A 25,956-nucleotide genomic window follows, 5' to 3' on the forward strand; every position below is an offset into this window, starting at 1 on the left:
TATTTATGTTATACTAATACAACACCAAAATATATCCAAAACAAAGGAGAAATTATGAAAGTTATAACGTTAATAGCAGGAACTTATGTAACTAAAATCAATCTATTAAAACAACTTAAAGATTTATTGTTTGAAGATGTTATTATTAATGGATATTCTTTGGATGAGATTGGAGAAAATGAAATTAATGGAGATTTAATAGTTTTCTCAAGCAATTATACATTTGAAAAGGTAAAGAAAAGAAAAATAAGTTTCCAATTAAAAAATTCAATTGTTGCTAAGAGAACAATAAATTATAACAATATTGATATTTTGTTCAATATAAAAGACAGAAATGAAGTTATTTTTGTAAATGACTCTAGGGAATCCACATATGAAGCTCTTACATCATTGGAAGAAATAGGTATAAAGCACATTAAATTCATACCCTATTATCCTGAAAAATCAGGAATTATTAAAAAATTTAAAATTGCAGTAACTCCAGGGGAAGTGGACAAGGTACCACCCTTTGTTGAAAAAATATATGATATAGGATCTAGATTAATTGAAATGGAAACTTTAATATTAATATTAAATAAGTTGGACTTATTCTCTTTAAATAGTAGTAGAATATCAAATAATTTTCTAAATAAAATAGTAAAATTAAATGAAGAAAAGCATAGGACCATGAGAAAAGAAAAGGAGAAGAGGGATAGTTTATTTAACATTATAGACACCCTTGATAAAAATTATATTATTTTCTATAAGGATGAACTGCAAGAGTTTTCCTTTGAAAATGATATTGTAAAACATATAAAATTACAAATTAAATATGAAAATTCTAAAAAATACTTAAAACAAGGGGAAATACTGGAATTTTTAAAGGATAAAAATAACTTTTCAAAGACAGCATTAATAAACAACAGTAAATTTATTTTAAAAAAGAATATATTTAACAAATTCACATATATAAGCATATATAAGGAAGACATGCATTTGGAATCAAATTTTAAAGGTAAGTATTTTCTAAATCATATAATTGGGGAATCTGAAAAAATAGTTAGTTTAAAAAATAAGATAGAAAAATTATCCAAAAGTGAAATAACTGTTTTGCTAGAAGGGGAAACAGGAACAGGGAAGGAACTTTTTGCATCTGCTATACATAATTCTTCAAGTAGAAAAAATAATCCATTTATTCCTATTAATTTTTCATCATTAAATGAAACTATTATAGAAAGTGAACTTTTTGGCTATGAAAAGGGAGCCTTTACTGGAGCAAGTCCAAAGGGGAAAAAGGGATTCTTTGAACTTGCTCAAGGGGGGACAATATTCCTTGATGAAATAGGGGATATAAGTTTAAAGATACAGTCAAGACTCCTTAGAGTTTTAGAAGAAAAGGAAATAGTGAGAATAGGAGGAGAGAAAATAATTCCAATAGATATTAGAATTATAGGAGCTACAAACAAGGATATTTATCAAATGTGCAAGGAGAACAGATTCAGGAAGGATTTATACTATAGATTGAGAAGCGGATACCTAAGAATACCTCCCCTAAGGGAAAGGAAAGAGGATATTGAAACTATTATAGAAGACTTCCTAGTTAAAAATTCCTATGAAAACTATGAAATTTCAAAGAAGGCTATGGATTTTTTAAAAAATTATCCATGGGAGGGAAATGTAAGGGAATTAATAAATACAATATCTTACGCTATACTTTTAAGTGATTCTAATTTAATAACCATAGACACCTTAATGGAAAATGATTTTCTAAAAGATAAGATAAAATGTGGAAAAGAAAAAAGAATTTTCAATAGGGAAGAAATAAAAAAAGATATATTAAATATTATAAAGGATCACTGTATTAAGGAAGTTTCCATAGGAAGAACTAAGATATTCAAAATTCTAAAGAACACATACAACATAAGTGAGTATAAAGTTAGAAAATTAATAGATGAGCTAAAGGAAGAGGGAAGAGTGGAACAGGGGAAAAAAAGCCAAGGTATTAGATATATCAATTAAAAAATTGACAAAAAATCAAAAATATAGTACAATGTCCAAACATATATTAATTTATTGGAGGGAGATAATGAAAATAATACCAAATTGCCCTGAATGTGATTCAGCTTACACTTATAAAGATGGAAATTTATTTGTTTGTCCTGAATGTGCTTATGAGTGGACTGAAGAAAATGTTGAAGAAGAGATCAATGAGAAAATTTATAAAGATGCTAATGGAAATGTACTGTGTGATGGAAACTCTGTAACAATCATAAAAGATTTGAAAATTGGTGGAGGTTCTGGAGTTATTAAAAGAGGAACTAAAGTGAAAAATATAAAACTTACTGATGGGGATCATGATATTGATTGTAAAATACCAGGTTTTGGGCCAATGCAATTAAAAACATCTGTTGTTAAAAAAGGTTAATAAAAAAAGGCATTATATGCCTTTTTTTATTTTTTTCAATTGATTCTTGATATTAGGTAGGAAGTATACTAAAATATAGTAGAGGTGTTATATGAAATTAGAAAAGAATAAGATAAAAATTAATTATGAACTTGAAATGGAGCGTCAATTAAAATCAATTGAAAATAAAAAGGATAAACCAAAACTATTATTACAAGTATGTTGTGCCCCTTGCAGTTCAGGAGTTTTAGAAACTTTAATGGAATATTTTAAAATAACTTTATTTTACTATAATCCAAATACAACTGAAAAGGATGAATATGGGAAAAGATTAATAGAACTAAAAGAATATATTAGTAAAAGAAAGTATAATATAGATATAGAAGAGGGAAGATATGACCCTGTGGAAGATTTTTTTAACAAGGTTAAGGGAATGGAAGATTTAAAAGAAGGTGGAGAAAGATGTTATAAATGCTATACTATCCGTCTTGAAGAAACAGCTAAACATGCTAGTGAAAATAATTATGATTATTTTGCAAGTGTTCTTAGTATAAGTCCATTAAAAAATTCCAAGTGGATAAATGAAATTGGAGAAAATTTAGAAAATAAATATTTAGTTAATTATCTATATAATGACTTTAAGAAAAAGGGAAGATATCAAGAATCAATTAAGCTGTCAAAGGAATACAACTTATACAGACAAGATTATTGTGGATGTATATTTTCTAAAATAGAAATGGACAATTATAGAAAAGAAAAATTAAAAAGGGAAGAAACCAATGAATAATGATAGATTTTATTCTTTGAATAACTATTTAAAGGATAAGTTTGGAAAAAAAATATATAAGGTTTCATTGGATGGGGGCTTTACTTGTCCAAATAGAGATGGAACAATATCATCACAAGGATGTATTTTCTGCAGTGATGTTGGAAGTGGAGAATTTGCAGGGTCTAGAAGAAAAAACATAAGTGATCAAATTGACGAGCAACTGGAATTTATTAAATCTAAAAATAAGGATAATAAGGTTATTGCTTATTTTCAAAACTTTACTAATACCTATGGGGATATTAAATATTTAGAAAAAATATATTTCCAAGCTCTAGCTCATGAGAAAGTAATTGGAATAGCAATAGCAACTAGACCTGATTGTATTGGAGAAGATGTTTTACAATTACTTAAAAAAATTAATGAGAAATATTTTTTATGGGTAGAATTGGGATTGCAAAGTGCTAGTGACAGTATAGGTGAAATTATAAATAGAGGGTACAACACTTGTACATACATTGAAACAGCAAAAAATTTAAAAAAAGAAAATATTAAATTTGTAACTCATATGATAGTATCCCTACCAACAGAAAAAAAAGAAGACTTATATAACACAGTTAAACTAATTAATAGTGTTGGTTCCTGGGGAATAAAAATTCATATGCTCTATATTTTAAAAAATAGTAAGTTGGAAAAATACTACAATGAAAATTCATTTAAAATCTATAATGAAGATGAGTATGTGGAAACTGTAATCTCTCTACTGGAAAGATTAAATAAGAATATAGTGATCCATAGACTAACTGGGGACCCTAAAAAAGAAGATTTACTGTTGCCCACTTGGTCTTTAAATAAAAGAAAAGTCTTAAACAGCATACATAAAAATATGAAACTTGAAAATACCTTTCAAGGGTCAAAGATAGAAGAATAAATAGGGAAGTTTTATTTTATTTACACAACCAAATTGCTTTAAATTAAGTCTAATAGTGTATATAACATGTTTAGTTTTAATTTTACAGAAGGGGGAGATGTTTATGAAAAAAATTGTTATAGTTGGAGGGGTAGCTGGAGGAGCTTCTGTTGCCACAAGACTAAGACGACTAAATGAAGAGGATGAGATTATCATGTTTGAAAGGGGAGAACATGTTTCATTTTCAAGCTGCGGTCTTCCATATCGTTTAGGAAATGTTATAAAGAACACAGAAGATCTAATTGTCACTAGCCCTAAAGGATTTTTAGATAATTTCAATGTTGATGTTAGAAATAATACAGAAGTAATTGAAATAGATAGAAAAAATAAAAAACTTAAAATAAAAAATTTAAAAACTGAAAGTATGTATGAAGAAACATATGATAAACTTATTTTATCCCCAGGAGCAAATCCAATTGTTCCTAAATTTCCAGGAATAGAAAAAGTACAAGTATTTACAGTTAAAAATGTAATGGATGTTATAAATATTATTAAATTTTTAGATAATAAGAAAGTAAAAGAAGTAACAATAATTGGAGGTGGATTTATAGGAGTTGAGACAGCTGAGAACTTAAAGGAAGTTGGATATAACATTACTTTAATAGAAGCTATGCCTCAACTATTGAAACCCTTCGATTATGATATGGTGCAAATTTTCCATAAGGAGTTAACTGATAAAGGAGTTAACTTAATATTAAACAAAAAAGTAGAAGGCTTTGAAGAAAATAAAGTTCTTCTCTCTTCTGGGGAAAAAGTGGACACTGATGTTGTATTTATGGCAATAGGTGTATCCCCTGAAACTACTTTAGCTAAAGGTGCTAATTTAGATATAGGTAAAATGGGAGGAATAAAAACAAACCAAAACTATATGACAAATGATCCTGATATTTATGCAATTGGAGATGCTGTGGAAGTTTATGGTAGTTTATTCCATGATTACTTTAAACTTGCATTGGCAGGTCCAGCACAAAAACAAGGAAGAGCTGTTGCAGATCATATAAATAATTTACCAGTTGATAATAGAGGATATATAGGAACTTCAATAATTCAAGTTTTTGATTATAATGGAGCTTCCACAGGTCTAAATGAGGGATTTATTAAAGCTATGAATCTAAATGTAGATTATGATACTGTATCCTTAGTTGCCCATGATAGTGTTAGTATAATGCCAAATTCCAATCCAATGTATTTTAAATTAGTTTATGAAATCCCAACAGGAAGAATTTTAGGAGCTCAAGCCATTGGAAAGGGAGATGTTGCTAGAAGAATAGATGTAATTGCAACTGCTTTAAAATATAATGGAACTATTTATGATTTAAAGGATTTAGAACTATGTTACGCTCCTCCATTTGGAACAGCAAAGGATGTAGTTAACTATGCTGGATATATAGCAAGTAACTTAATGAGTGATACTTACAGACATTGTTCATTTGATAAGGTAAGAGAATTAGTTGAAAATAATGATTATATATTAGACGTAAGACCTAGAGCATTATTTGATATTGGACATATAGTTAGTGCTGTTAATATTCCAATTGAAGAATTAAGAGATAGAATAAATGAGATACCTAAGGATAAGACTATATATATACATTGTAAAACAGGAATGACAAGTTATAACGGTGCTTTAATATTACAAAGTTTAGGAATTAAAGATGTAATTGCCATTGATTGTGGATTCTCACTATTATCATATTATGAATACTTTAACGACAAATCTCAATCAAGAAAACCTATCTTAACAAAATATATGTTTAAGTAATAATATAGTAACAAGGAGGTATTTATGACAGAGAATTTATGGGAATTATTAGAAAATTTAAAAGACCTAGAGTGGATAGAGTTATCCCACACACTAACAAATGAAAGTCCTTTTTGGGATGGAATTCCAAAGGGTGCTGTTGAGCTTGGAACTGTGCTAGTTAATTATGACTATATAGAAGGAATGCCACTACAGATTCAAAGCTTTAAATTTCCAGGACAGTTTGGAACTCATATAGATTATCCCAAGCACTTTATAGAAAATGGAAGAAATTCTGATGATTTTCATATTAAAGATACTGTGCTTCCTTTAGTTATTATAGATGTTAGTGAACAAGTGAAAAATAACTTTGATTATGAATTAACCCTAGAGGATATTGCTAATTTTGAAATTAAACATGGAAGAATTCCAAAAAATAGTTTTGTTGCTATGAGAACTGACTGGAGTAAAAGATGGCCTGATAAAACTTTGTTGGAAAATGTAGATTATGATGGAAAAGAACATTTTCCAGGATGGACAATAGAAACTTTAAATTATCTATTTAAAGAGAGGGAAGTTGCAGGTATAGGACATGAAACTTTAGATACAGACTCTGCAATTACCAGTGCTGCTGCTGGGGATCTTCAAGCTGAAAGATATGTATTAGCTCAAGATAAGTTTCAAATTGAAATGTTAACTAATTTAGATAAGATTCCTTTAACAGGAGCATTAATCTTTATAGCTGCTCCAAAGATTTCTGGAGCCAATGGACTTCCAGTAAGAGCTTGGGCTGTAGTTCCTTCAAAACATAAAAAACATAAATAATAAAATAAGGGGGGAGAATATGAAAAAATGGAAATGTACTGTTTGTAATTATGTTTATGATCCTGAAATAGGTAGTCCTAAAACTAATATAGAGGCAAATACAAAGTTTTTAGAATTACCAGAGAATTGGACTTGTCCTATTTGTAATGCTAAAAAAGATAAATTTGAGCCTTTAATTACAAAAATACTAACTGATTAAAACTTGAGGGTAGATTTACATCTACCCTCTTATACTTTTACAAAGGGAGAAAATAAATAAATGAAAAAAACAATAACTTTATTTCTATTAATTGCATCAGTAGGCTGTATAGGGGAAAAGAAGATAGTTATTAAAAACATTAAAGAAAATAGTGAAAATAAATATTATTCTTATAATTATTCAGTACCTCAGCTTTCCTTTAAAAACAAGGATTTTTCTTTGGAAAATGAAAAATTTAAGGAAATGATAGAAAATAGTAAAAATAATTTAAAGGAAGAATTACCAGAAATTAAATATTTACAAGAAAATATGAATAATTCCATTAAGTATGAGGAAAAAATATCCTATGAAACTTATGAAAATGAATTTGGAATAACTTCTATTTTTAAGTACTTATTATTACCAAGGGGGAGCCCATGGATTAACTGGGGTATCTTCATATAACTATTCTAATAAGTCAGGAAAAGAATTAACAATAGAAGATATTATCACAGAAGAGGGAAAAGCAGATATTGAAAATAAAATTTTAGAAAGCATTGAAAAAGATTTTAAAAAATCAAATAATGATGAAACTAAAGTTTTCTATTTTCAAGATAGTCTAGAAAGTGATGCAGTTAAATTAAAAAATGCAAATGTTTATTTTAATGGGGACAAGCTAATTGTTACATACCCACATTATACTTTAGCACCCTATTCAACAGGGATGCCAGAGTTCATATTTTCAAAGGAAGAAATGAAAAAATATTTAAAAGATTTAACATAATTAGTTAAGCAGAAGGGGCGAGCATGAATAATACAAAAACTATAATAGGTTTAATTTCAATAATTAATGAGAAAAGTAGTCAATACATTAATGAAGAACTGAGAAGAAAGGAAATTAAAAATATTATTAATTCTCATGGAACAATATTTTCTTTATTATATGGAAGTAAGGGAAGAATAACAATTAATGAAATTGTAAGTAAAACAGGAAAAAGAAAATCAACTATAACAGATATGGTTAAGAAATTAGAAAAACTAGGATATATATCAAAGGAAAAAAATAAAGATGATGCTAGAATAATAGAAATAACACTTACTGAAAGTGGATGGAAATTTAAAGAATCTTTTAAAGAAATAAGTAATAACCTTTTAGATAAAACATACTTTGATTTTACAGAAGAGGAAAAGGAACTTTTAGTTACACTACTTAGAAAAGTCAGAAAAAATTTTTTAACAGAAGAAAATAAAAATTGACAATTTTTTTAATTTAGTGTATAATCACTTTGTTACAAATAAAGTACGAAACCGTACTAATTGATTATCAAGGGGGACATATGTTATTTAAAGCTTTAAGAATTTTTGAAGAAGATGGAAAATTTATTAGAAAAATAGTAGAGAGAAATATTAATGATTTACCAGAGGGTGAAGTGGTAATAAAAGTTAAATATTCATCTCTTAATTATAAAGATGCATTATCATGTACTGGAAATAGAGGAGTTACTAGAAAATATCCTCATACACCAGGAGTTGACGCTGCAGGAATTATTGAATCATCAACAGTTGATACTTTTACAAAGGGTGAAGAAGTTATAGTTACTGGATATGATCTAGGAATGAATACTGATGGAGGATTTGGAGAATATATTAGAGTTCCCTCTTCTTGGGTTGTAAAAAAACCAAAGGATTTATCTTTAGAAGAAGTAGTTATTTATGGAACTGCTGGATTCACTGCTGCTCTATCAGTTTTTGAATTAATTAGAGAAGTTAAGCCTGAAGATGGAGATATTTTAGTAATTGGAGGAACTGGAGGAGTTGGAAGTCATTCAGTTAAATTCTTAACTAAATTAGGATATAATGTTTATACAACTATTAACAACCCACAAGAAGAAAAATTTGCTATGGATTTGGGAGCTAAGGGAGTTTTATCTAGAGAAGAAATTGATGATAAATCTGGAAAAGCATTATTAAAACAAAGATGGGCAGGAATTATTGATACTGTTGGAGGAAATCCTCTATCAACTGGAATAAGAACTCTTAAATATGGTGGAACTATAACTAGTTGTGGAAATATAGCTGGAGGAGATATTCCAAATGCCAATGTTTACCCTTTCATTTTAAGAGGAGTTAGATTTATAGGTATTGACTCTGTTCAATGTCCTATGGAAAAAAGAGTTGCTGTATGGGAAAAATTAGCAATGGAATGGAAAGGTACTAACTTAGAATCTGGTATAACAGAAGTTCCTTTGGAAGAAATTTCACAAAAAGTAGATGACATGCTTGCAGGAAAAATTATAGGAAGAGTCATTTTAAAACACAATTAATATACTCTTAGAAGATATTATTTTTATCTTTTAACATAAAGCCAATCACTTTAGAAAGAACTTAAGAAATTAAGTTCTTTTTAAATTACTTGCAAAATTTATAAATCAATGGTAAACTGATATATATTAGTATCAATTAGTATCAGTTAAAGGGAGGTAATATGGAAACAACTTTATTTTTTAATCTAATCAATGATAATGATTTTTTCAACCTTAAAAAATTAAAATATAAATACTCAGAGAAAGAGGTTTCTAACTGTATAGATATATTAAAATCAACTATGTTTAGAGAAATAGAATTAAAAGATTTTACTGAGAATAATTTTGTTTTTATACCAAGTAAAGTTTCCCTAAATATTAACTGTATAAAAAATTTGATAAAACCAAATTTAACAGAATATAATTATGGATTTAATGCAATGAATGAAGAAATTTATTCTACTTTAGAAATAGAAAATATACATTCAGAAAGAAAAAACATTGAAAATGTTTTAAATGGCTATGCTATTAGTGGCAATAGAGATAATCACATAATGGGAATAAAAAATGCTCTTGATTTTATAAGTGATAATTCAAATAAGATAAACAAGGAGAATTTAAAGACTTTATATGATTTAGCAATTGGAAATTATTTACAAGGGGAAAGCAAGCTTTTAGAGGGTCACTTCTATCGTCACGATAAAGTATTTGTTGTTGGAGGAAAAGAGGTTCACCAAGGATTAGCCTATGAAAAATTACCTGAATACATGGACAAATTTATAAAATTTATCAATGATAAATCAGATATAGATGATTTTATAAAATCTGTAATTATACATTTTTATTTAGCATATATTCATCCTTACTTTGATGGCAACGGAAGAATGGCAAGATTATTACATTTATGGTTTTTAGTTCAAAAGGGATATCCTACTTCTCTATTTGTATCCTTTTCAAAGCATATAAATCATAGTAAAAAGAAATATTATAAAGCTTTTCAAATTATAGAAGAAAATCAAAAAATGTCAAAGGTTATTGATGTAACACCTTTTATAAATTATTTTATAGAAAATGTATATAATAAACTGGAATTTAGTGGAAATGAAGAAAGTGTCTTTGATATATTTTTAGAAAAATTAAATGCAGGGGAAATAACCTTAAAGGAAAAGGAACTTTGGAACTTTGTTATATCTCACTATGGGAAAAATGAATTCACAACAAAGGAATTAGAAAAAACCTTTGGAAATGCAGCTTACGCCACTATTCGTTCCTTTGTATTAAAATTTGAAAGTTTTGGACTCTTAGGAAGTCAAAAATATAAAAACAGAAATAAATATTTTATAAAATAAGTAAATGGAGGTATTATGATTTTTAAAGGTTTTAAATTTGGAATGTTACTTCAATTAGCTGTTGGTCCTGTTTGTTTATTTATTTTTAACACTGCTATTTCTTCTGGATTTTTATTTTCAGAGTTTGGAGTTTTAGGGGTAGTTTTCACAGATGCTCTATTTATATTATTAGCTATTTTAGGTGTTGGAAAAATTCTTGAAAAATCCAAGAGAATTAAACAGTTCATAAGCTGTTTTGGAGGAGGAATTTTAATTGTTTTTGGTCTAAGCTTTATATTATCCTCCTTTGGAATTTCTATTTTGCCAAACATCAATCTTTTAAAAGAAGTTACATCTAAAAACATATTTTTAAAAGCAGTTATACTTACAGGTTCTAACCCTTTAGGTATTATATTTTGGGCAGGAGTATTTTCCACTAAAATAATAGAAGAAAATATTACTAAAAAAAATGTTTATTTTTTTGGAATAGGAGCTTGTCTCTCAACTTTATTTTTTTTAACTTTAGTTGCTTTAGGAGGCAGTTTAGTAACTAATTTTTTACCAGAAAATATAATAACTATTTTAAATATAGCAGTTGGAATGATTTTAATTGTTTTTGGATTAAAATCATTAAAAAAGTCCTAGATTTTTCTAGGACTTTTCTTTAATAAAATATTATTTTTTTATTTGCTTTATTATATCAATTACTTTCCCATCTGAAGATTCTATTACCCCAACTATATTTTCTGTATAAATTGGTTTCTTAGGTACCCCTGTTATTTTAGTAACTGTTTCGTATAATTTCTTTATATTAGTTAATTTTATATTTTCTTTCTTTAAAATTTTAATTAAATCTTTTCTTCTAGGATTTATACAAATTCCTCTTTCTGTTACTAATATATCAATATCTTTTCCAGGAATGACTACATTTGTTACTTTTTTAGTTATTATAGGAATTCTTTTTCTCATACATGAAGACATTGCAACTGTAATTTTTGAAGTGCGAGCAATATCTTGTGTCACTGTGGGAACTCCCATTATAATACCATTAGATCCTGTTAATAAATTTATATTAAAATCAATATCTATTTCTGTTGCATTTACAATTGCTATATCCAAATTAGACAAAATTTCATTATAGGAAGCATCTGAAATTTCTATATGTTTTTCATTGTTTAATAAAGATTTAGCAGAAACAACATCATAACTTTGCAAATCAAAAATATTTTCAAAGTATCCCTCTTCTAATAAATTTACTAAATAAGCAGAAATTCCGCCACTTAGAAAAGATCCTTTAATTTCATTTTTTTTCATATATTCTTTAAGAAATTTACATATTGCTAAGAATGATCCCCCAGGTCCTGGTTGAATAGAATATCCAGCTTTAATATATCCTAATTTAATAAGAAGCTCTGCAGCTTTTTCTGCAATTATCAATTCTCTTGGATTTTTAGTTAATTTAATAGAATTTAAAAAATTCGTATTAATAGTCAATGATTTTATTTTGACTATATAATCTACATAGTCCATGGATATTGAAATTTTTCCTAAAGGAAAGGTCACAATATTATCTGTAATCACAATAACTTTATTTGCAAATTTCGTATCAGTCATAGAATAACCAGTTGAACCAAATGCTGATTGACCCTCAATACCATTAAAATTTCCCATTGTATCACAAGATGAGGCAATCAAAAAAGCAACATCTATTTTTAATTTCCCAGAAAGTACTGAATTAACCTTATTTCCAGAACTCCTAAAAACAACAGGATTTTTTAATATATTATTTATTGAAATTTCCTTTGCTATTTCTCCTCTAATCCCAGAAGTACTTATCTTTGTTATTACTCCTTTTTTAATATATTTAATTAAAGGTTCATGTATTTTACCAAGAGAAGAAACAACTAAATTTATGTCATTTATTCCTAACTTATCAATTTCTTCAATTATTAAATTTAAAATATTATTATTATTTCTATGATTAGTTTGAAAGGAAATAGTCATTCCACTTATCAAATTACTTTTAATTATGCTTTCTTGTATGTTCTTTAAAATTTTATCCTGTGGTTTTTCATTAGCTTTATTTTCATTGTAAAGCTTAACTTTTCCATAACCTTTTATAAAATCAGGTATTTCATTAGAATTCTTCACATTTTCTCCTTTCATATTAATCCTTATAATAATAACTATTTTTATAAATACTATTTATTATTCTAACTTGAGATGGATGAAAACAAATTTTTCCATTAAATCCAATATTCATATTATTTTTAATTTCTTTTATAAAGTTATCTTCATCTGATAAATCTTCAAAGGGACTATCAATACAATAAATATCCTTAAGAGATGCTCCCATAATTAACATTTTTTTACCTAAAGATAAATCCTCATTGTTTTTATGTTTTTCAACTTTTATATTTTCTCTAAACTCACCCTTATTAAAAGAAAGAGCAAGTATCCTATCTGTATTCATAATTATATTTTGAATATTCATAATTAAAAATGGTTTTCCTATGGAATATAAAATTTTACAACTTCCCTCTTCCATGTTAAATTTATTTTCTAATTTCTTTAAAAATTCATCAATCTCTTTAATGTGTTTTTCTTCTTCTAAATGTATACCAAAGTTTCTTATTCCAGTAGCAAATAAATCTTTAACATCTTCCTTCCAATAATCAGATGAAATTAAATTAATATTTATTATAATATTATCTAAATTATAATCCATACATTTAACTCCTTGTACAAGCAATTCTCTAGCAGAATCTTTTTCCTCTATGGATATGGTTTTATCCAAATCAAATATTAAATAATCTGCTTCATATAAATGAGCGTTTGCAAGTATTTTTGGGGTGACAGATGAAATTAATAAACTTCTCATCATTATTTATTTTTTTATTTTTCTCCACCAACACCAGTTGACAAAGAACCGAAATATTATGCCAGACACTAAATAATGCTCCTGGAATTGTTGCAAGTGGATTTGCTGCAAAATTATTAACTGCTAAAGAAACTGCCAGTCCTGAATTTTGAGTTCCAACTTCAATTGATATAGCACTACTTTTATAATCTTCTAATTTTAATATTTTTCCAACTAAATAACCTAGTAATAGACCAAGTAAATTATGGAATATAACTACTAGTACTACAGTGAATCCCATAGTTAAAATTTTAGAAGAATTATTTCCTATAATACACCCAATTAATATAACTATAGTTATAATTGATATTAAAGGTAAAGTGCCCTTTATATTTTCTATTTTTTTTGAAAATAAATGATTAATTAATATTCCTAAGAATATTGGTAATGCAACTATCTTTAATACTGATATTATCATTGCTACTAAAGAAACTTTTACCCATGTTCCAATTAATAAATAAGTTATTAATGGAGTAAGTATTGGAGACAATAAAGTTGACAACATTGTCATTCCAACTGAAAGAGATACATCTCCCTTAGCTAAATAAGTTAAAACATTTGAAGCTGTTCCCCCTGGACAAGTTCCAACTAGTATAACTCCAATTGCTAAATCTGGTGGTAATTTAAATATTACTGCAAGAACATAAGCAAGTAAAGGCATTATAGTAAATTGTGCTAAAGTTCCTACAATTATATCTCTTGGACGTAATAAAATTAATTTAAAATCTTCTACTCTTAAAGTAAGTCCCATTCCAAACATTGCAATTCCTAATAAAGGAACTATGTATGGAGTAGCCCATGTAAAAAAACTAGGTTCAAGCATTGCTATTATTGACATGATAACTATAATTAATCCCATAAATTTTCCAACATTTTTAGTAAAGGCAACTAAAATTTTCATTTTATCACCTATCCTAACTGCCCGTGTTTTTCATATCTAGTAACTCTTTTAATTTTATTGTCTTTATCCACAAAAACCACTTTAGGTTTAACTGTTTTTGCTTCTTCAACAGACATATTAGCATAACACATTATAATTATTTTATCATTCACACTTACGCATCTAGCAGCAGATCCATTTAAACAAATTAAACCAGATCCTCTTTCCCCTGCTATAACATAAGTTTCAAATCTACTTCCATTATTTACATCTGAAATCTGAACTTTTTCATATTCAATAATACCACTTGCATCCATTAAATTTTCATCAATAGTAATACTTCCAACGTAATCAAGAGCTGCTTGTTTCACTGTAGCACGATGTATTTTTCCTTTTAGCATTGTTAATTCCATTATATTCTACCTCCATTAAATGTAAAATTGTCTATTAAACGAGTATTTCCAATATATACAGCTACAGCAACTAAAATATCTTTTTTTATTTCCGAAACAGGCTCTATATTTAAACTGTCCACCACTTCAACATAGTCAATTTTTGCTAGAGGTTCACTATTAATTTTATTAACAATAACTTCTTTTAAATGATTTACATTATTATCTTTTTTTAAATAATCTTTACCTAATTCAAGTGCTTTACTTAAAACAAGTGCTGCTTGTCTTTCCTCTTCATTAAGATAAAAATTTCTACTACTTTTAGCTAAATTATCCTTTTCTCTAACAATAGGACATCCAACTATTTTCACATCAAAATTTAGATCTTTTACCATTTTTTTAATAATAGCCAATTGTTGAGCATCTTTTTCACCAAAGTATGCTCTATCAGGAGTAACTATGTTTAATAATTTTGAAACTATAGTACAAACTCCCTTAAAATGGATTGGTCTAGATTTACCACATAAATTTTTTGATAAATTATTAATATTAACATAGGCGCATGGATCTATATACATTTCTTCTGACGATGGATTAAAAATTAAATCAACACCTACAGCTTTACATAAAGCAGAATCTGCTTTTAAATCTCTTGGGTAAGAAGATAAATCTTCATTTTCTCCAAATTGGGTAGGATTTACGAAAATTGAGACTACAACTTTATCGTTTTCCTCTTTACATTTTTTTATAAGACTTAAATGTCCCTCATGAAGATACCCCATAGTTGGAACTAATCCAACTGATAATCCTTCTTTTTTCCAATACTTTACTAAACTTCTTACTTCTAAAATTTTTGAACCAATATTCATTCCTTCTCCTCTTTATATCATCCTACATATTTAAGCATATTTCCATTTACAATAGTTATACAATAAACTCAAAGTAGATCGATATACATAAAATAATATAAATTTATTAGGAATTTATATGTTTTTAATACTATTTACAAACTAAAGATACCAACTAGATTTTTTTGCTTTTATATTTTAAGCTATTATCTTACACATATATTAATTTCACAAATTTCTATATTTCTGTCAATATCTGATCATATGTTTTTGTAAAAGTTTAAAATGAATATTATAGCATATAAAACACTAACTAAAATAATAATAACAAATTATATAAAATTACGCAAGTAATTTATTATTTTTTTAATTTTGTTCCAATTGTAATAGTTTTTCCTTCAAATGTAATCCCCCTGCAAAGCCTACTAGCTTCCCATTTTTCCCAATTACCCTATGACAAGGAATAATAATTGGAATTGGGTTTTTATTATTAGCAGATCCAACAGCTCTAAAGGCCTTTGGACTACCTACTTCAATAGCTATTTCCTTATAACTTTTAGTTTCCCCATAGGGAATATTACCCAAAGCTTCCCAAACTTTTTTCTGAAATTTTGTTCCTGTAAGGTTCAACTTTAAATCAAAGGATTTTCTATATCCTGAAAAATACTCATTTAACTGAAGAATTATATTTTCAGAAAATTCATTTTTCTTCTCTTTAATGGCATCCTTTTCATTTCCATTTAAAAAATTTAATTCTAAAACTTCCTCATCACTATGGACAATTAAAAACTTTCCAAGGTCACATGTGTATATAAATTCATAATTATTTTTCAAAAGAATCCCTCCTAATTTTATTTAATATATAGTAAGATACCAATCCTAATATTATACCTAGGGAAACATTCTTTATAATAACTACCACAGCTGTTATTATAAAGGGAATATGTTCCTTTGGATTTTTGAATACTTCTTTTAAAACCTTTATTTTATTCATTTTTATTCCTGTTCCTATTAATATACCAGCTAAAACAGTTAATGGAATATTGGATATATATTTTCCAAAGAATAAAACGATGAGTAATATTGTCACTGATTGAACAAGGGGAGCTACTCTAGTTTTTTGATTGTTCATAATCCCAACTTGGGTACAAGATATTGAAGCTGCTGTTGGGATTGCCCCTAAAAATGGCAAAATAATATTTCCTATTCCAAGGGAAAATAACTCATTATTTGAATCTAAAACTTCATCCTTCTGCTTAGCTGAAGCTAAACCACAGGATATGGATTTTAAAATCAACAAAAATCCTATGGAAAAACTAGGAGCTATTAGGGGAAGTATATTTTTAAATTTAATATAGCTTAAGTTTAAGGATATTCCATTGAATATGGACCTTGGAATTTCCCCTATTATATTTATGTTTAATTTGAAACTTATATTTATAATTAGAAAAAGTATAATTGCACTTAAGGAAGCTGGAAAAATATAGTTTAATCTTTTAGGATATAAGAAAAGTATGGCAATTGTACCAGCTCCCACTCCTAGAGAAACTAAGTTAATATCCCCTACATTGGATAATGCAAAGATAATTTTTTTAATGGCACTTCCACTGGTTCCTTCAACTCCAAAAAGTTCATTTAATTGATTGGCAATTAGTAGTATTGATATTCCAGAATTTAGACCAAGTATAATTTCATTTGGAGTTCTATTTATATATTTTCCTAAATTGAGTACGCTACATAATAAAACTAAAATCCCTGAAATTAATCCAGTTAAAAAAACTGCCTGTGCTCCGTACATGGAAGTTAAACTAGCTAATATTCCAAGAGTAACTGCTGTTGATCCATTTACTTGAAAACTTACATTGGACAGAGCTCCTATAATAATGCTTCCAAATAAAAAACTATACAATCCAGAAATTGCTCCAGTCCCACTAATAATTCCATAACTAAGACCTAAAGGCAAAGCCACTGCCACAACTGTAAGACCAGCTAATAAATCTTTCATGAAAATTTTTAAAGAATAATTTTCAAATTCTTTTTTATAAACTTTAACGTAATTGATACTCACCTAAACTCCTCTCATTTTCATTTGTAATTTAAGTCCTGTTATATATATTATTTAACAAAAGCCTAATAACTTGGGAAATCATTATTTCTCGTAATTATTATTTTAATATGTTCTCTTAACTAATATCATATAATGTTAATTATATGCTTTACACACAACTTAATAATTATTATTTTGATAGTTTGTTATTTTTTGTAGTTTTTAATTTTATGTTTTTCTGTATTTTTTCTTATTCCAATTACAATTTATAAGTTTAAAATATAGAAAACTCTTAAAATTAAAATAAAATACTTATAACTGAATTTTCATAAAAAATTAACTTCTTGTTAAATATAATTACTAATAGGACTTTAATTTTAATCTGGTATTTTTGAAATCACTTTCTTGTCCAAAAGAGATTTTGCATTAATATATATCTCTGTAACCTTACTATCTGAATGTCCAAGAAAATCTCTAATTTCTAGAAGATCTGCTCCGTTGGCAGAAAGTTCAGTTGCAATAGCATGTCTAATATTATGTGGACTAATATCTAAATTTATAGTTTTTCCCATTTCTTGAATTAAACTATAGAGAGCTCTATATGATAATTGTGTATTTTTTTCAAAGGAACTTGGGAAAAGAAAAAGATCTTTAATTTCATCCTCCTCATATTCATAAACATTAAAAACATAATTTTTATACTCTTCTATTTTTTTTATTAAAATTGGATGCAGGGGTTTATACTGTTCCCTTCCATTTTTAGATTTTTCTATCTTTATAAAGTAGTCATCATTTCTCTTAAGTATATTCTTGTATCGGACGTTTATTAATTCTTGACTTCTCATTCCAGTATAAAATAAAGTTGTCATAATAACAGTGTTTCTATATTCCTTTTCATTTGTAACTTTATAATTTTTTAAAATCTCCTTTATATCCTCAAAGGATACTTTTAATATATTATCTAAATTTCTAGTTGTCTTAAATAATTTTACAAATTTAAATGGATTATTTATTTTATGTTTTTCTAATTCCTTGTACAATGACTTTAAAGCTGATATTATTTTATTTACAGATGTCTTTTTTAATTTTCTCTCATATAGTAAATGGGATAAATAATCCTCAACATCCTCCTCTGTTATGTCAGACATTAATTCTACTATTTCATCAGGTTGAATTTCATGATCATCGTCATATACAAAGGATAAGAAATTATTTAAATAGAAAAGATAATCCTTCATTGTTTTTTCACTTTTATAAATTTCAAATATTGATTTTCTAGGTTTCTTTTCCTTTTTCTTTCTTCTTCTAACACTTACTTCATTTTTATCCTTTACTAATAAATCCAAATGTCCACCTCCCTTTCCCTGTAAAATAATAGTCCTATTAAAAAGTATATTTAGTTTATAATGTAGAAATTACATTTTTTTAAATATACTTAATTATAGGACTACTTTTGTGTTAATATTCTAATTTAGATGAAATTATTTTCTTGGATTAATTACACCTAAGCTTTAAAAATTCACTTTTAAAAGGTGAATTAAAAACTATAAAAAATAATTTTAATCTGAAATAATTAAATTTTAGATAATGTCTTCTAAATCTATTTCTTTTACTTCTCCCAATTCTAAATCATCCAATTGTAACTTCCCAAAAGAAATCCTTTTTAAATATGTCACTTCATTATCCAATGCTTCTAACATTTTATTAACTTGATGAAATTTTACTTCCTTAATAGTTAATAATATTTTTCTACCATCTATAACTTCCACTTTACTTGGAGAAGTTGTAATTTCACCAATATCAATTCCCTCTTCTAATTTTCTAATATCATTTTGACTCATTGGATTTTTAGCTTCCACATGATAAGTTCTAAGAACAGTATTTTTTGGAGATACTAATTGATGACTTAGTTTCCCATTGTTAGTAAAAATTAAAAGTCCCTCTGCTTCCTCATCTAAAACTCCAACTGGAGCAAGATTTTTTCTTACTACCCATTCAGGTAAAAGTTCCATAACACTTGAATCTTTATTTTCAACTGTTGTTATATATCCAGCTTTTTTATTTAATATATAATATCTAAACTTTTTATAATTTATTCTTTCTCCTCTAAACAAAATAATATCATTTTCCTCATCAATACTAGTCTTTGATAAAACCTTGCAAGTACCATTAACCCTTACTGCATTTTCATCTATTAAACTTTTCACTTCTTTTCTACTACCGTATCCGCATTCTGTTAAAAATTTATCTAATCTCATATTTCTCCCTTTTTAAATTTATTCTATACTACTATTATACATTAATTTGACCAATAATTATATAATTATTTACATACCCTGGGATTTATATGGATATTTTCCCTATACAATTAAAAAATCAACACTTTATTTAAACAAAACATAAAAAAGTGCTGATTTCCCCTGGGATATATAATTTTTTTTGTTGAAAATATTTTTTTTGTTGAATTTTCCTTTAATATTGATATCTTGTTTTTTTTATTAAAATAAAAGTGATTGAAACTATTAATCCTAATACTTCTGCTATTGGTACTGCTATCCATAGTCCTGTTCCCTTTAAAAATAGAGGTAATATTATTATGGCCCCTGATAAAAAAACTAAAGTTCTAGAAAATGATATTAGAGCTGAGGTTTTACCCTCAGAAAGAGCAGTAAATAAATTTGAAGCAAAAACATTATATCCAACAAATAAGAAAGAATAGGAAAATAAAGGAAAGCCTTGTAAAACTAAATTATATACATTACTTCCTCTAGGAGCAAAGATTACAACTAAATTAGATAAAAATAATCTAGATATTAAAAATAAAATAATTGAAGAAATACCTATGAAAAATACACTGTATTTAAATATCTTTTTCAATTGATCTGTATCTTTACTTCCATACTTATAGCTAATTAATGGGGATACTCCCATTGAAAATCCAAAATATACAGACATAAAAATAAATTCCAAATACATTCCTATGGTTATTGCTGCAACTCCATCTTCCCTATAATATTTTAGAAAATAAAGATTAAATAAAAATGTAGTAATACCTAGAGCTAAATTAGTTACCATTTCTGAAGAGCCGTTAATAAGAGACTTATGTACAAATTTTTTATCATACTTAGTTTTTTGAAAATATAACTCTCCCCTCTTCATAAATCCAAAATATATTAATCCAACAAAGGAAGGAACTAAATATCCTATTCCACTTCCAAGAGCTGCTCCTAAAACTCCTAATTTTAAAATAACTATAAAATAATAATCTAAAACTATGTTTAATATTCCTCCCCCTGCTGTACTTAAAAGTCCTAACATTGGAACTCCTGCAGATACAAAGAAGGTTTGAAACATTACTTGTAAAAATAAAAATGGTGCAAAGAAAAATAGTGTTTTCCCATAATCTATACTTGCAGATATTTGAAGATCACTAGCTCCAAGAGCCTTTGCTATTTCATAAGTAAAGTTAGTTCCAATTACAGCAATTATTATTCCAATTACTATTCCTAATATTATTATTAATGTGAAATTCTTCCTAGCCTCTTCTAATCTTTTTTCCCCAAGCTTTCTTGATACAATTGCACTTCCACCAGTTCCAAGCATTATTCCAATTGCAAATTCCAAGCTTAAACATCCTGGAAACATAATATTCATAGCAGATAATGCTGTTGTTCCCACATACCTTGATACAAAAATCCCATCAACATTAACATAAACTGATAAAATCAACATCATTAATATATTTGGGAAAACAAATTTCATTAAAGAAAAGAAATTGTAACTTTTCCCTAAGTTGTTAGTCGTATTCACCATCTCCCCTCTTCTGATTTTTTAAGAACCTTCCCTCATTCTAATCTATTTTAATATTTATGTCAAGATATATTAATCTCCCTACTAACTTATAACTAATAATTATTAATTACAATAATTATTAAACATTGATTTTTTATTTTATATACTGTATAATTAACCTTATACAGATTATATTATATAGTTTAGGAGGAAACATACAATGATAGATTTTGAAAAATTAGATGAATATATAGAACTTATTGAAGAGGGAACCATTCCAGAGGAAATGACTTTTAATGAATTTGCAATGGATTTCTATAGGGAAGCTAAAATCATACCCCTTTCTAAATATTTGAGAAATAAGAATAAATTAAAAAAATTACCTAAAATCATGAATATGAAAAAAGCAGGGGAAATTCTTACAGATACATATAAGGATGTTACTGGGGAAGTTTCTACTTTTTTAAAGAGAAAGGGATACAAGGAAATTCCCCAATTAAATTTCACTATAATAGCATTAGTGAGAAAGGTGGATCTAATTAGCAATTGGAAAAGACTTCTTAGTTATCTTGGAGGGGAAAAAACAATTGAAGAAATTAATAATTCCACTAAAGTACAATTATTTCCAGGGGAAATAGAAAAACTAGAGGTCTTTATAAAGGAAGAATTGAAAATTAATGATGAAGAATTAAACTGGCTTCTTACAAAGTTAAAAAAAATAGGAAACAACCGTAATTTGTCAAGAGCTTTAAACAAACTTAATAGACAATAATTCATATCTTATCCCCCATTTTTTCTAGTTTACTGAAATTTTGTTCACCACAGAAAAACAGTTGACTTCACACAGGAAACATGATACTATTACTCATTAGATAAATAGATTATATACATTGGGAGGATATTTATGGAAGAAAATGTTTTAAGTATGAAAAATGGAAGGGCAGAAATATTTATTAAATTATTTTCAATGCTAATAGTTATTGGTATTATAGCAGAGGGAATAGGAGCTAAAATTATACTTCTTGGAAGTGTGGGAAAAGTTGTTTTATTACCTATGTTATTTGCTATGATTATAGCAGGGGCAATTACACCTCATGCTCTTGGACAAATAATACCAGCTCTAAAAAATATTTGTGATGATAGAGAAATTGAACTAGCTGAACAAATAGTTATGTATTCATTACTTTTTTTAGGAGTTAAATTAGGAGCAAGTGCAGGTCCAAATGTAGGAAAAGTTGTTGAAGCTGGACCAGCTTTACTTTTACAAGAATTTGGAAATTTAGGAACAATGTTAATTGGACTTCCTATAGCTATAGCTCTTGGAATGAAAAGAGGAGCTGTTGGAGCAACAGTTAGTATATGTAGAGAACCAACTTTAGGATTAATTGGAGAAAAATATGGAATCAATTCCCCTGAGGGACTTGGAGTAATGGGAACTTATATGACAGGAACAGTTTTTGGAACTATATTCTTTGGATTACTTGGATCCCTTGCTGCTAATACTAGTATTCACCCATATGCACTTGCTATGGCTAGTGGAATGGGAAGTGGATCTATGATGACTGCTGCATCTCAATCTCTTGCTGCTAGTGTTCCTGGAATGCAAGATGAAATCCTTGCTTACGCAGCAACTTCAAATATTATGACAAGTATAACAGGACTTTACATGGTATTGTTTGTTTCTTTACCACTTGCTAATAAACTTTATGCATTTTATACAAAAATATTTGGTATTAAAGAAGATTCTAAAAAAGAAGAGGTGAAATAATAATGGTAAAATCTATGGACGAAATAAAAATATTTGTATTATGTGGAATAACAGCTTTCATAGCTCAATTTGTTAATTCTAGAGGATCTATGGATCTTGGAAAAGGATTTATAGGAATACTATTAATAATTATTGTCTCTTTTATAGCAATGAAAATAAAAGCAAGAATTCCTTTAAAAATACCTGCCTTTGCATGGGCATCATTACTAGCTTTTATAATAACTACTCCTATTAGTCCAATTCAAGGTTTCTTTATTGATATGACTAAAGGATTTGGTTACTCTGCAGTTTCCACAGTTATACTTGGTGCTGCTGGAATATCAGTTGGTAATAAATTAAATGACATTAAAAAATTAAGTTGGAAAATAGTTTTAATATCACTAGTTGTTTTTACAGGAACTTTCTTTGGTTCTGCATTAATAGCTCAAGCTGTACTTAAAGCTCAAGGAATTATTTAATAGGAAACAATTTAAAAATGGAGATGACATATAATGACAAAAGAAGAATTAAAACAACATGTTTTAAAAACTATTGATGAAAACAAGGATTTAATCCTTAACATTGGAAGGGAAATTTATAAAAATCCAGAATTTGGATACAAAGAATTTGAAACTACTAAAAGAGTTGCTAATTTTTTAAAAAATGAATTAAATTTAGAACCTGAAAATAATATAGCCTATACTGGATGTAGAGCTAGATTAAATTCTGAAAAAGCTGGTCCTAAAATAGCCATCCTTGGAGAACTTGATGGAATTTCTTGTAATGAACATGTTGATGCTTTGGAAAATGGAGCAAGTCACACTTGTGGGCATAATATCCAAATTGCTGGAATGCTTGGAGTGGCAATTGGTTTAATTAAATCAGGAGCCTACAAGGAACTTGATGGAAAAATAGATTTCATAGCTACCCCTGCAGAGGAATTTGTTCAACTAGAATATAGAAGCAAATTAAAAGCAGAGGGAAAAATAAAATTTTTCGGTGGAAAACAAGAACTTATTTCAAAGGGAGCCTTTGATGATGTTAACATGAGTATCATGTTCCATGCTCAAGATCTTCAAGATAAAAAAGTTTTAGTTGGACCTGTTAGTAATGGATTCATTGGAAAACAAATTAAATTCATAGGAAAGGAAGCCCATGCAGGTTCTGCTCCCTATGATGGAATCAATGCTTTAAATGCTGCAATGCTTGCAATTAATAATGTTAATGCCCAAAGGGAAACTTTCAAAGAGGAAGATAGAGTTAGATTTCATCCAATTATAACTAAAGGTGGAGATATTGTAAATGTTGTTCCTGCAGATGTTAGAATGGAATCCTATGTTAGAGCAAGAACTATTAACAGTATGCTTGATGCAAATAAAAAAGTTAATAGAGGATTAATAGCTGGAGCAATGGCAGTTGGAGCTAATATTGAGATAACTGAGTTACCTGGATATTTACCAATATTAAGACACGATAACATGGAAGCTGTTTTAAAAGAAAATCTTAACTATATGGGAATTAAAAATGAAGAAATAGTTGATGGAGGAGATTTTACAGGATCCTTTGATTTTGGAGATGTTTCTCATATTATGCCTACACTTCATCCTATGTTCGGTGGAATAACTGGAGCTCTACATACAAGAACTTATAAAATAGTAGAAGAAGAAAGAGCTTATTTATATCCTGCAAAGGCAATGGCTTTAACTGTTATAGATTTATTATTTGATAAGGCTAAAAAGGCCAATGAAATTTTAAAAGATTTTAAACCTCTTATGACAAAGGAAGAATATTTAGAATTTATGAATTCAATTGATAATACAATAAAAAAATAAGATATATTAGAAAGGTCACCTAAGGGTGATCTTTTTTTTATTATTTATAACTTGAGTTATTATAAAATATTTGATAGTATAGAGTGAGATATAATGTGTGTTTATTAAAAATATTTAGGAGGATTTTGTGGATAAAAATATTAAAAAGGGAATAATATTTGTTATTATTTCAGCTCTTTCTTTTACTACTATGGGACTCTTTATTAGACTTAGTGGAGACTTGCCTGTAATGCAAAAATCTGTTTTTAGAAATGCTATTTCAGCTTTATTTGCATTTGTTATTTTAATGAGAGAAAAAAATTTAGTTATGAAAATAGAACCTAAGGCTCTAGGAACTTTAATTTTTAGATCTTCCTTTGGAACTCTTGGAATTCTTTGTAATTATTATGCTGTGGATCATTTACTATTATCAGATGCAACTATGCTGTTACAACTTAGTCCATTTTTTGCAATTATTTTTAGTTTTCTAATTTTAAAGGAAAGGGTAGTTACAAAACAAATATTAATAGTGGTGTTTGCTTTTATTGGAGCTTTATTTGTAATAAAACCTTCATTTTCTTCAATTAGTTTAATACCTTCTTTAGCAGGTGTTTGTGGGGGAATGTCTGCAGGGCTTGCCTATACATTTGTTAGAAAATTGGGTAAAATGGGAATTGGTGGCCCATTTATAGTTTTCTTTTTCTCAGCATTTTCTTGTTTGAGTATTTTACCCTTTGCTGCTATGTCCTATGTTCCAATGACAACAGCTCAAATTATTTATCTTTTATTTGCTGGATTATTTGCATGTGCAGGACAATTTTCAATGACAACTGCATACTACAGTGCCCCTGCAAAGGATATATCAGTTTACAACTATTCAAGTATAATATTTGCTGCTATCCTTGGCTTTACTTTCCTAGGACAAATACCAGATATATTTAGTGTAATTGGATATATTATTATTTTAATAATGGCCTATACTATGTTTAAATTTAACCAATCTAAAGAATAATAATTTAAATATA

The 25,956-nt window shown here is 27.5% G+C and carries 28 protein-coding genes; 18 read left to right on the plus strand and 10 right to left on the minus strand.

The features are described from left to right. Positions 1–54: 54 nt before the first annotated feature. From GIL12_RS02630 to GIL12_RS02690, 13 genes are all read left to right on the plus strand, one after another. Complete coding sequence (locus GIL12_RS02630) at positions 55–1,998, plus strand: sigma 54-interacting transcriptional regulator (RefSeq protein ID WP_163468800.1); 1,944 nt, start codon at positions 55–57, stop codon at positions 1,996–1,998. Positions 1,999–2,065: 67 nt separating this feature from the next. After that, a complete protein-coding gene (locus GIL12_RS02635; RefSeq protein WP_163468801.1) occupies positions 2,066–2,404 on the plus strand; it encodes a zinc ribbon domain-containing protein YjdM in 339 nt (112 codons plus the stop codon). Positions 2,405–2,516: 112 nt separating this feature from the next. Next, entirely contained in the window at positions 2,517–3,170 is a 654-nt protein-coding gene (locus GIL12_RS02640; RefSeq protein ID WP_163468836.1) for an epoxyqueuosine reductase QueH, read from the plus strand. Next, positions 3,163–4,080: a TIGR01212 family radical SAM protein gene (locus tag GIL12_RS02645; RefSeq protein ID WP_163468802.1), complete on the plus strand. Its 918-nt coding sequence runs from the start codon at positions 3,163–3,165 to the stop codon at positions 4,078–4,080. The genes GIL12_RS02640 and GIL12_RS02645 overlap by 8 nt, the downstream gene beginning before the upstream one ends. A 103-nt stretch (positions 4,081–4,183) precedes the next feature. Beyond that, positions 4,184–5,881, plus strand: a complete 1,698-nt coding sequence (locus GIL12_RS02650; protein ID WP_163468803.1) for an FAD-dependent oxidoreductase — start codon at positions 4,184–4,186, stop codon at positions 5,879–5,881. A 24-nt stretch (positions 5,882–5,905) separates the two neighbouring features. After that, on the plus strand, positions 5,906–6,685 hold the full coding sequence (locus tag GIL12_RS02655; RefSeq protein WP_163468804.1) for a cyclase family protein: 780 nt from the start codon (positions 5,906–5,908) through the stop codon (positions 6,683–6,685). Between the two features lie 19 nt (positions 6,686–6,704). After that, on the plus strand, positions 6,705–6,884 hold the full coding sequence (locus tag GIL12_RS02660; RefSeq protein ID WP_163468805.1) for a rubredoxin: 180 nt from the start codon (positions 6,705–6,707) through the stop codon (positions 6,882–6,884). Between the two features lie 60 nt (positions 6,885–6,944). Beyond that, positions 6,945–7,328: a hypothetical protein gene (locus GIL12_RS02665; RefSeq protein WP_163468806.1), complete on the plus strand. Its 384-nt coding sequence runs from the start codon at positions 6,945–6,947 to the stop codon at positions 7,326–7,328. A 43-nt stretch (positions 7,329–7,371) separates the two neighbouring features. After that, positions 7,372–7,647 (plus strand): RsiV family protein, encoded by a 276-nt coding sequence (locus tag GIL12_RS10210; protein ID WP_370456695.1) that lies wholly within the window; start codon positions 7,372–7,374, stop codon positions 7,645–7,647. 23 nt (positions 7,648–7,670) lie between these two features. Further along, the gene (locus tag GIL12_RS02675) at positions 7,671–8,120 is read left to right on the plus strand and encodes a MarR family winged helix-turn-helix transcriptional regulator (RefSeq protein ID WP_163468807.1); all 450 of its coding nucleotides are present in this window, start codon (positions 7,671–7,673) and stop codon (positions 8,118–8,120) included. Positions 8,121–8,200: 80 nt separating this feature from the next. Further along, positions 8,201–9,187 carry a YhdH/YhfP family quinone oxidoreductase gene (locus GIL12_RS02680; RefSeq protein ID WP_163468808.1) on the plus strand — a complete coding sequence of 329 codons (987 nt, stop codon included), beginning with the start codon at positions 8,201–8,203 and terminating at the stop codon, positions 9,185–9,187. Positions 9,188–9,348: 161 nt separating this feature from the next. After that, entirely contained in the window at positions 9,349–10,515 is a 1,167-nt protein-coding gene (locus GIL12_RS02685) for a Fic family protein (protein WP_163468809.1), read from the plus strand. Positions 10,516–10,530: 15 nt separating this feature from the next. Continuing rightward, complete coding sequence (locus GIL12_RS02690; RefSeq protein WP_163468810.1) at positions 10,531–11,139, plus strand: LysE family translocator; 609 nt, start codon at positions 10,531–10,533, stop codon at positions 11,137–11,139. A 30-nt stretch (positions 11,140–11,169) separates the two neighbouring features. Here the strand turns inward: GIL12_RS02690 and GIL12_RS02695 are convergent, their stop codons facing one another. The 10 genes from GIL12_RS02695 to GIL12_RS02740 all read right to left on the minus strand — a co-directional run bounded on the left by GIL12_RS02695 (position 11,170) and on the right by GIL12_RS02740 (position 21,394). Continuing rightward, positions 11,170–12,645, minus strand: coding sequence for a citrate lyase subunit alpha (locus GIL12_RS02695; protein ID WP_239056039.1), 1,476 nt, complete (start codon positions 12,643–12,645; stop codon positions 11,170–11,172). Positions 12,646–12,661: 16 nt separating this feature from the next. Beyond that, positions 12,662–13,378 (minus strand): aldolase/citrate lyase family protein, encoded by a 717-nt coding sequence (locus tag GIL12_RS02700; protein WP_163468812.1) that lies wholly within the window; start codon positions 13,376–13,378, stop codon positions 12,662–12,664. Beyond that, positions 13,314–14,315: a bile acid:sodium symporter family protein gene (locus tag GIL12_RS02705; RefSeq protein WP_163468813.1), complete on the minus strand. Its 1,002-nt coding sequence runs from the start codon at positions 14,313–14,315 to the stop codon at positions 13,314–13,316. Before GIL12_RS02705 ends, GIL12_RS02700 begins: the two co-directional genes overlap by 65 nt. Positions 14,316–14,323: 8 nt before the next feature. After that, complete coding sequence (gene panD, locus GIL12_RS02710; protein ID WP_163468814.1) at positions 14,324–14,707, minus strand: aspartate 1-decarboxylase; 384 nt, start codon at positions 14,705–14,707, stop codon at positions 14,324–14,326. After that, positions 14,707–15,555, minus strand: coding sequence for a pantoate--beta-alanine ligase (gene panC / locus GIL12_RS02715; RefSeq protein ID WP_163468815.1), 849 nt, complete (start codon positions 15,553–15,555; stop codon positions 14,707–14,709). Before panC ends, panD begins: the two co-directional genes overlap by 1 nt. Positions 15,556–15,900: 345 nt before the next feature. Further along, positions 15,901–16,368 (minus strand): methylated-DNA--[protein]-cysteine S-methyltransferase, encoded by a 468-nt coding sequence (locus GIL12_RS02720; protein WP_239056040.1) that lies wholly within the window; start codon positions 16,366–16,368, stop codon positions 15,901–15,903. Further along, positions 16,358–17,602: a SulP family inorganic anion transporter gene (locus GIL12_RS02725; RefSeq protein ID WP_163468816.1), complete on the minus strand. Its 1,245-nt coding sequence runs from the start codon at positions 17,600–17,602 to the stop codon at positions 16,358–16,360. Before GIL12_RS02725 ends, GIL12_RS02720 begins: the two co-directional genes overlap by 11 nt. A 356-nt stretch (positions 17,603–17,958) precedes the next feature. Beyond that, the gene (locus tag GIL12_RS02730; RefSeq protein ID WP_163468817.1) at positions 17,959–18,927 is read right to left on the minus strand and encodes a site-specific integrase; all 969 of its coding nucleotides are present in this window, start codon (positions 18,925–18,927) and stop codon (positions 17,959–17,961) included. A gap of 234 nt (positions 18,928–19,161) precedes the next feature. Then, complete coding sequence (locus tag GIL12_RS02735; RefSeq protein WP_163468818.1) at positions 19,162–19,839, minus strand: pseudouridine synthase; 678 nt, start codon at positions 19,837–19,839, stop codon at positions 19,162–19,164. Between the two features lie 214 nt (positions 19,840–20,053). Further along, positions 20,054–21,394 (minus strand): MATE family efflux transporter, encoded by a 1,341-nt coding sequence (locus GIL12_RS02740; RefSeq protein WP_163468819.1) that lies wholly within the window; start codon positions 21,392–21,394, stop codon positions 20,054–20,056. A gap of 199 nt (positions 21,395–21,593) precedes the next feature. Here GIL12_RS02740 and GIL12_RS02745 point away from each other — a divergent pair, with 199 nt between their 5' ends. From GIL12_RS02745 to GIL12_RS02765, 5 genes are all read left to right on the plus strand, one after another. Then, positions 21,594–22,145 carry a hypothetical protein gene (locus GIL12_RS02745; RefSeq protein WP_163468820.1) on the plus strand — a complete coding sequence of 184 codons (552 nt, stop codon included), beginning with the start codon at positions 21,594–21,596 and terminating at the stop codon, positions 22,143–22,145. Between the two features lie 132 nt (positions 22,146–22,277). Then, positions 22,278–23,141: a DUF3100 domain-containing protein gene (locus tag GIL12_RS02750; RefSeq protein WP_163468821.1), complete on the plus strand. Its 864-nt coding sequence runs from the start codon at positions 22,278–22,280 to the stop codon at positions 23,139–23,141. Between the two features lie 2 nt (positions 23,142–23,143). After that, on the plus strand, positions 23,144–23,599 hold the full coding sequence (locus GIL12_RS02755) for a hypothetical protein (RefSeq protein ID WP_163468822.1): 456 nt from the start codon (positions 23,144–23,146) through the stop codon (positions 23,597–23,599). Between the two features lie 33 nt (positions 23,600–23,632). Further along, complete coding sequence (locus tag GIL12_RS02760) at positions 23,633–24,952, plus strand: amidohydrolase (RefSeq protein ID WP_163468823.1); 1,320 nt, start codon at positions 23,633–23,635, stop codon at positions 24,950–24,952. 127 nt (positions 24,953–25,079) lie between these two features. After that, entirely contained in the window at positions 25,080–25,943 is an 864-nt protein-coding gene (locus GIL12_RS02765) for a DMT family transporter (protein ID WP_203522489.1), read from the plus strand. The last annotated feature ends 13 nt before the right edge of the window (positions 25,944–25,956 follow it).

Origin of the sequence: Fusobacterium sp. IOR10, assembly GCF_010367435.1 — a bacterium.
Taxonomy (GTDB): domain Bacteria; phylum Fusobacteriota; class Fusobacteriia; order Fusobacteriales; family Fusobacteriaceae; genus Fusobacterium_B.